The organism is Streptomyces aureus (genome assembly GCF_001418135.1).
Lineage (GTDB): Bacteria > Actinomycetota > Actinomycetes > Streptomycetales > Streptomycetaceae > Streptomyces > Streptomyces aureus_A.
In genome coordinates this window covers 1-1,159 of the sequence record NZ_LIPQ01000686.1, presented here as the reverse complement: position 1 = coordinate 1,159, position 1,159 = coordinate 1, and the positions used below count along the sequence as shown (strand labels likewise).

The following is a 1,159-nucleotide window of genomic DNA, read 5'->3' as shown; positions in this document are numbered from 1 at the left end:
CCGCACGGACGGCGGTACGGGTCCCCGTACCGCCGTCCGTGCGGGCGTCCGTACGGGTGCGGGCTGCCGGGGCGGCGCCGGGTGTCCGTGGGGCGGTCGGCGTACCGGATCCGGAGGCCGCGCTGGTGAGGGAGGTGGTCATCGGCTCAGCCCTTCCGCATGCCACGCAGCTGGACCGCGTAGGCGATGATCGCGGTGAGGACACCCATCACGATCGCCACGGTCGCCGCGTAGTTGTGCTGCTGACCCGAGAAGGACAGCGAGTAGGTGTAGAGGTTGGGGGTGAAGTCGCTGGTGATCGCGTTGGGGGCGAGCTTCTGCAGGATGCTCGGCTCGTTGAACAGCTGGAAGCTGCCGATGATCGAGAAGATGGTGGCGATGACGAGCGCGCTGCGGATCGCGGGCAGCTTGATCGAGGTGACGACCCGCCACTCGCCGGCGCCGTCGATGGCCGCGGCCTCGTAGAGCGAGCGGGGCACGACCTTGAGCGCGGCGTAGAAGATCAGCATGTTGTAGCCGACGAACTCCCAGGTCACGATGTTGCCGATGGAGGCGAGGACCAGGGCGGGGGAGAGCGGGTCCGGCAGGGAGATCCCGAACGCGTCGTTGACGTTCCCGACGAGGCCGAACCGCGTGCCGTACATGAAGCCCCAGATGAGGCTGGCGACGACGGCGGGCACGGCGTAGGGGAGGAAGATCGAGACGCGGAAGAAGGTCCTGCCGTAGAGCCGGCCGCTGTCGATCGCGAGGGCGACGAGCAGGGCGATTCCCAGCATGACGGGCACCTGGACCAGGAGGAAGAGGCCGACCCGGGTCAGCCCTTCCCAGAAGCGGGGGTCGGTGAGCGCCTTGCCGTAGTTGTCGAGGCCGACGAAGGAGGTGCCACCGATGAGCCGGTCCTGGAAGAGGCTCAGGTACAGCGCGTATCCGATCGGCGCGAGGAAGACGAGGCCGAAGACCGCGACGAACGGGCCGGCGAACCCCCAGCCCACGAGGGCCTCCTTACGGAGACGGAAGCGCGCTCGTGGGCGGGGCGGTGGTGCTGCCGTAGCGCGCGTCGACAGGAGCGTCATGGCGGGGTTCCTTGCGTCGGTGACCGAGCGGGTCCGGAGGCGGGGAGTGGAGCTGGGCGGGAGGGGTGTGGAGGAGGGGCGTGAGG

The 1,159-nt window shown here is 69.3% G+C and carries 1 protein-coding gene; it reads right to left on the bottom strand.

Going from position 1 to position 1,159, the window contains the following annotated elements; translation table 11 throughout:
• Nucleotides 1–146 precede the first annotated feature (146 nt).
• On the bottom strand, nucleotides 147–1,073 hold the full coding sequence (locus AOK00_RS36130) for a carbohydrate ABC transporter permease (protein ID WP_055604318.1): 927 nt from the start codon (nucleotides 1,071–1,073) through the stop codon (nucleotides 147–149).
• Between the last annotated feature and the right edge of the window lie 86 nt (nucleotides 1,074–1,159).